5 protein-coding genes are annotated in these 6,386 nt (G+C 62.2%); all 5 read left to right on the forward strand.

All coding sequences use genetic code 11. The features are described 5' to 3' along the window. Window positions 1–7: 7 nt before the first annotated feature. Entirely contained in the window at window positions 8–1,930 is a 1,923-nt protein-coding gene (locus HHA01_RS01250; protein WP_141317289.1) for a PrkA family serine protein kinase, read from the forward strand. 119 nt (window positions 1,931–2,049) lie between these two features. Beyond that, window positions 2,050–3,336, forward strand: coding sequence for a YeaH/YhbH family protein (locus HHA01_RS01255; RefSeq protein ID WP_141317290.1), 1,287 nt, complete (start codon window positions 2,050–2,052; stop codon window positions 3,334–3,336). Between the two features lie 20 nt (window positions 3,337–3,356). After that, window positions 3,357–4,910, forward strand: a complete 1,554-nt coding sequence (locus HHA01_RS01260; RefSeq protein ID WP_141317291.1) for a SpoVR family protein — start codon at window positions 3,357–3,359, stop codon at window positions 4,908–4,910. 108 nt (window positions 4,911–5,018) lie between these two features. Further along, window positions 5,019–5,294: an Lrp/AsnC family transcriptional regulator gene (locus HHA01_RS01265; protein ID WP_141317295.1), complete on the forward strand. Its 276-nt coding sequence runs from the start codon at window positions 5,019–5,021 to the stop codon at window positions 5,292–5,294. Window positions 5,295–5,353: 59 nt separating this feature from the next. Further along, on the forward strand, window positions 5,354–6,208 hold the full coding sequence (locus tag HHA01_RS01270) for a DNA/RNA non-specific endonuclease (RefSeq protein ID WP_141317292.1): 855 nt from the start codon (window positions 5,354–5,356) through the stop codon (window positions 6,206–6,208). The last annotated feature ends 178 nt before the right edge of the window (window positions 6,209–6,386 follow it).

Consider the following 6,386-nt stretch of genomic DNA (forward strand, 5'->3'; position numbering starts at 1 on the left):
GGCTTCGATGAGCATCTTCGATCATGTGCAGAACCGTTATGCCCGTACTCGGCAGGAAGAAATGAGCCTGCAGGAGTATCTGGAACTTTGCCACGAGCAGCCCTCGGTCTATGCCAACGCCGCTGAACGCCTGCTGGAGGCGATCGGCGAGCCCGAAGTGATCGATACCGCCAAGGACCCCAGGTTGGCGCGTATCTTCTCCAACAAGGTGATCCGCCGTTATCCGGCCTTTGCCGAGTTCTATGGCATGGAAGACGCCATCGAACAGATCGTGGCGTATTTCCGCCATGCCGCCCAGGGCCTGGAAGAACGGAAGCAGATTCTCTATCTGCTGGGCCCGGTGGGTGGTGGCAAGTCATCCCTGGCCGAACGCCTCAAGTTGTTGATGGAGCACGTGCCTTTCTATGCCATCAAGGGCTCTCCGGTTCAGGAGTCGCCGCTCGGGCTGTTCTCGCCGGAGGAAGATGGCGAGCTGCTCGAACAGGAATACGGCATTCCGCCGCGCTGCCTGAAGAGTGTCATGTCGCCCTGGGCGGCCAAGCGGTTGCAGGAATACGGTGGTGATATCTCGCAGTTCCGGGTCGTGCGGCTGTATCCGTCGCGCCTCAATCAGGTGGCCATCTCCAAGACCGAACCCGGCGACGAGAACAACCAGGACATCTCGTCACTGGTCGGCAAGGTCGATATCCGCCAGCTCGAGCTCTACTCGCAGGACGACCCCGATGCCTACAGCTTTTCCGGCGGGCTGTGTCGCGCCAACCAGGGGCTGATGGAATTCGTCGAGATGTTCAAGGCCCCGATCAAGGTACTGCATCCGCTGCTGACGGCGACCCAGGAGGCCAACTACAACCCCACCGAGGGCATGGGGGCGATTCCCTTTGACGGCATCGTGCTGGCGCATTCCAACGAGAGCGAGTGGCAGACCTTCCGCAACAATCGCAATAACGAGGCCTTTCTCGATCGTGTCTATATCGTCAAGGTGCCTTATTGCCTGCGGGTCAGCGAAGAAATCAACATCTATAAGAAGCTGCTCGAACACTCCTCGCTCAACGAGGCGCCCTGCGCACCGGATACGCTGCGCATGCTGGCGCAGTTCTCGGTGCTCTCGCGCCTCAAGGAGCCGGAAAATTCCAGCGTCTACTCCAAGATGCGGGTCTATGACGGCGAAAACCTCAAGGACACTGATCCCAAGGCCAAGTCGATCCAGGAGTACCGCGACAATGCCGGGGTGGACGAGGGCATGGATGGGCTCTCGACCCGTTTTGCCTTCAAGATTCTGTCCAAGGTGTTCAACTTCGATAACCATGAAGTGGCCGCCAACCCCGTGCACCTGCTCTATGTGCTTGAGCAGCGCCTCGAGCAGGAGCAGCTGCCACGCGAGACCTTCGAGCGCTACCTGCGCTACATCAAGGAGTTCCTGGCGCCACGCTACGTCGACTTCATCGGCAAGGAGATCCAGACCGCCTATCTGGAGTCCTACTCCGAATACGGTCAGAACATCTTCGATCGATATGTCACCTATGCCGACTTCTGGATTCAGGACCAGGAGTATCGAGACCCCGAGACCGGTGAGCTCTTCGATCGTCAGTCCCTCAACGAGGAGCTGGAAAAGATCGAAAAGCCGGCAGGCATCTCCAATCCCAAGGATTTCCGCCACGAGGTGGTGAACTTCGTGCTCCGGGCCCGGGCCCAGAACAACGGCATGAACCCGAGCTGGCAGTCCTACGAGAAGCTGCGCGGGGTCATCGAGCACAAGATGTTCGCCAACACCGAGGAGCTGTTGCCGGTGATCTCCTTCAACGCCAAGGCGTCCACGGCGGACCAGAAGAAGCACGAGGACTTCGTGGCGCGCATGGTCGACCGCGGCTATACCGAGAAGCAGGTGAGGCTGCTGGCCGAGTGGTACCTGAGGGTGCGCAAGTCGCAGTAGGCTGTGTGACGAGCTACGAGCTACGAGCTACGAGCTACGAGCTACGAGCTACGAGCTACGAGCTACGAGCTACGAGAGGCGAACTTCGACGTTCGCCGCGCCGCCCAGAGGAGGTCAGCATGAGCTATTTCATCGACCGTCGGGCCAATGCCAAGCACAAGAGTGCGGTCAATCGGCAGCGCTTTCTGGATCGCTATCGCGGGCACATCAAACGCTCCGTGGAAGAAGCGGTCAATCGCCGCTCCATCACCGACATGGAGCGCGGCGAGAAGGTCTCGATTCCGTCCCGGGATATCTCCGAGCCGGTCTTCCAGCACGGCCCGGGCGGCCGGCGCTCGATCATTGCACCGGGCAACCGGGAATTCGTCGAGGGAGATCGCTTCAAGCGGCCGGGTGGCAGTGGCGGCGGTGACGGCAGCGGCGAGGGTGGTGCCTCCAATCAGGGCGAGGGCATGGATGAATTCGCCTTCAGCCTGACCCGCGAGGAGTTCCTGGACTTCGTCTTCGAGGGGCTCGAGCTGCCGCATCTGGAGCGCAAGCCGCTGGTCGACCTGGAGGAAACCCGGCCGGTGCGCGCCGGCCTGACCCGCGACGGCGTGCCGGCGCGGATCAATATCGTGCGCTCCATGCGTGAGGCGCATGCCCGGCGTATCGCCATGCGCGGGCCGATCCGCCGGGCACTGCGCGAGGCCCAGCAGGCGCTGGAGGCCGAGGAACACAAGGACCCGGCCCTGCGCAATCCGGTGCGCATCCAGGAGTTGAAGGACGAGATCGCGCGTCTGGAAAAACGCCTGGAGGCGGTGCCTTTCATCGATACCAATGACCTGCGCTACAACAACGTGATCCAGCAGCCCCAGCCGTCGAGCAAGGCGGTGATGTTCTGCGTGATGGATGTTTCCGGCTCGATGACGCAGGCTCACAAGGACATCGCCAAGCGCTTCTTCCTGTTGTTGTATCTCTTTCTGGAGCGCAACTACGAGCGGGTCGAGCTGGTCTTCGTGCGCCACCACACCGCCGCCCGCGAAGTCGACGAGGAAGAGTTCTTCTACTCCCGGGAAACCGGCGGCACCATCGTCTCGAGCGCCCTGACCCTGGTCGACGAAATCATCGAGGCCCGCTACCCGCCGAGCCAGTGGAATCTCTATGTGGCCCAGGCATCGGATGGCGACAACTGGGATGACGACTCGCTGACCTGTCGTGATCTGCTGACCCGCTCGCTGATGCCGAGGCTGCAGTATTTCGCCTATGTCGAGATCACGCCCCATGCGCACCAGGCGCTGTGGGAAGAGTACGAGCGAGTGGAAGCAGAGTATGCCGACCGCTTCGCTATGCGTCAGATCATCGAGGCCGGTGATATCTACCCGGTATTCCGCGAGTTGTTCCAGCGGCGAGCCGCGTCGTCGTGAGGCGCGGCCCAGGAGGCAGCATGTTGGATCGCAAGCCCATCGCCACCGGCTCCGACTGGAGCTTCGAGGTGCTCGCCGAGTTCGAGGCGGAAATCGCCCGCCTGGCCGATGAATACCGGCTGGACACCTATCCGAATCAGATCGAGATCATCACCACCGAGCAGATGATGGACGCTTATGCCAGCGTCGGCATGCCGGTGGGTTACCACCACTGGTCCTTCGGCAAGCAGTTCCTGGCCGTGGAGCAGGCCTATCGGCGTGGTCAGATGGGCCTGGCCTACGAGCTGGTGATCAACTCCAACCCGTGCATCGCCTACCTGATGGAGGAAAACACCCTGATGATGCAGGTGCTGGTCATGGCCCACGCCTGCTATGGACACAATTCCTTCTTCAAGGGCAACTATCTCTTCCAGACCTGGACCGATGCCGGCTCCATCGTCGATTATCTACTGTTTGCCCGCCGCTACATCGCCGAGTGCGAAGAGCGTCATGGTGTGACGGCCGTGGAGCAGCTGCTGGACGCCTGTCATGCCCTGCAGAACCACGGAGTCGATCGCTACAAGCGGCCCTCGCCGATCTCGGCGGAAGAGGAAATCCGGCGCCAGAAGGAACGCGAGAGCCACCTCCAGGCTCAGGTGAACACCCTGTGGCGCACCATTCCCGGGCGCTCGCCGGCCGAGACCGACAGCCCGGACATGGACGAGGAGGACCCGCTGGGCCTGCATGCCGGTGCCCGGTATCCCCCGGAACCCCAGGAGAACCTGCTTTACTTCATCGAAAAGAATGCCCCCTTGCTGGCGCCCTGGCAGCGGGAAGTGGTGCGCATCGTGCGCAAGCTGGCGCAGTATTTCTATCCCCAGCGTCAGACCCAGGTGATGAACGAGGGCTGGGCCACCTTCTGGCACTATACCCTGATGAACCGCCTCTACGATGACGGCCTCGTGGACGAGGGGCTGATACTGGAGTTCCTGCAGTCGCACACCTCGGTGGTCCAGCAGCCCGCCTTCGATAGCCCCGCCTACAACGGCATCAACCCCTATGCGCTGGGGTTCGCGATCTTCTCGGACCTGCGCCGCATCTGCGAATCTCCCACCGACGAGGACCGCCTGTGGTTCCCCGATCTCGCCGACAGCGACTGGCGGGAGACCCTGCAGTTCGCCATGCACAACTTCAAGGACGAGTCCTTCATTCAGCAGTTCCTGTCGCCCCGCGTGATTCGCGAGCTCAAGCTGTTCAAGGTGGTGGACGATGATCAGGACGAGATGCTCGAGGTGACCGCCATTCATGATGAGCGGGGGTATCAGCGCATCCGCGAGGCGCTTGCCAGCCAGTATGCCCTCGCGGTGCGCGAGCCCAACATCCAGGTGCAGGCCGCGGATATTCGTGGCGACCGCTCACTGACGCTGCGCCATATCCAGGATAACCGTCGGCCGCTGGCGCGCAGTGTCTATCCGGTCATGCGCCACCTGCATCAGCTCTGGGGCTTTCCGGTCAAGCTGGAGTCGGTGCAGGACAACGAAATCGTCGGCCGCTATCAATGGCCACTGCCCGAGGATGACGACGCGGCGCAGTAGGCGCGTGGGCATGGTGCTGAGCATCGCTTGACGCTGCTATACTCGCCGCAGCCGCGATGGCCGCTGTCATCGCCTATCGTTCAGCCGAGTACCGTCGAGGAGCGCCTGATGCAGAATGCCGTGATCCTGATCAATACCGAGAAGGGCCAGGTCAAACCGGTGGCCGAACGCCTGGCCGATGTCGAAGGCATCAGCGAGGTGTTTTCCACCTGTGGTCGCTATGACCTGGTGGCCATTGCCCGGACCCGGGACTTCGAGAGCCTGGCCGAGTTGGTGACCGGCCGCCTCAATGATGTCGAGGGCATCGCCGATACCGAAACCCTCAATGCCATGCAGGTTCACTCCCGCCACGATCTCGAGACCATGTTCTCGCTGGGTTGGTAACGCCTCTGCCGCAGCGGCCGGTTACGGCCCGCGGTGACTGACTGGAATGGATTCTCGAGATGTCTGCTGACTCTTTTCTGCGTCGCATGATGCGGCGTACGGGTGTTGCCGTGCTGTTTGCCGCCGTCGGCAGTGGCCTCTGGTACATGCAGGAGCGTGAGGTGCGTGATCGGCTGAGCTGGCAGGGCGTGCCGACCTGGGCCGAACTGACGCCACTGAGCCTGCATCGCGTGCTGCGCAACGACGGCTATCTTCTCGGCTGGTCGGACATCCGGGTCAGCCCCTTGTGGGTCAGCTATGCCCTGCAGGCCGTGGATGACCCGCAGGCAGGGGAGCGCCCGGGGTTTCGGCGTGACTGGCGCACCCTCTGGCCGCTCAAGCCCGACAGTTATGCCCACAGCGGGTATGATCGCGGCCATCTGGCGCCCAACTATGCCATCGCCGCCGTGCATGGCCGCGCGGCCCAGCGCGATACCTTCCTGATGAGCAACATGACGCCCCAGCGTCCGGATCTGAATCGCCGGCTGTGGCAGCGGCTCGAGGAGGTGGTGATGGATCGTTTCGTGCCGCGCTTCGGCCGGCTGCGGGTGATTACCGGCCCGATCTTCGACGACGAATTCTTCTTCAGCGGGGTCATGGAGCGTGCCGGCCTGGTGGAGGTGCCGGAGGCCTTCTACAAGATCCTGATCGTGCCGGGCGCACAGCCCAGGGCGCTGGCCTTCATCATGCCCCAGAACGTCAGTGGCGACGAGCCGCTGGATCGTTACCTGGTCAGCATCGATGACGTCGAGGCGCGCACCGGCCTGGACTTTTTTCCGCAGCTCTCGGCGTCGGCGGCCGAAGCGCTGGAAGCCGGGGTGCAGACACAGGGCTGGAATCTCGACGAGGTGGCGCGACTGCCGAGTCGCTTCTGAGCGAAGCCGGCAACGGCAGGACACAAAAAAACCGCGATTCAATGTCGCGGTTACCTCTGGATACTGCTCGGATTGTGTCGTCCTGTCAGCGTCATGATACGGGGTATGGTGCCCAGGAGAGGACTTGAACCTCCACGTCCGTAAGGACACTAGCACCTGAAGCTAGCGCGTCTACCCA

The organism is Halomonas halmophila, from assembly GCF_006540005.1.
GTDB classification, from domain to species: Bacteria; Pseudomonadota; Gammaproteobacteria; order Pseudomonadales; family Halomonadaceae; genus Halomonas; species Halomonas halmophila.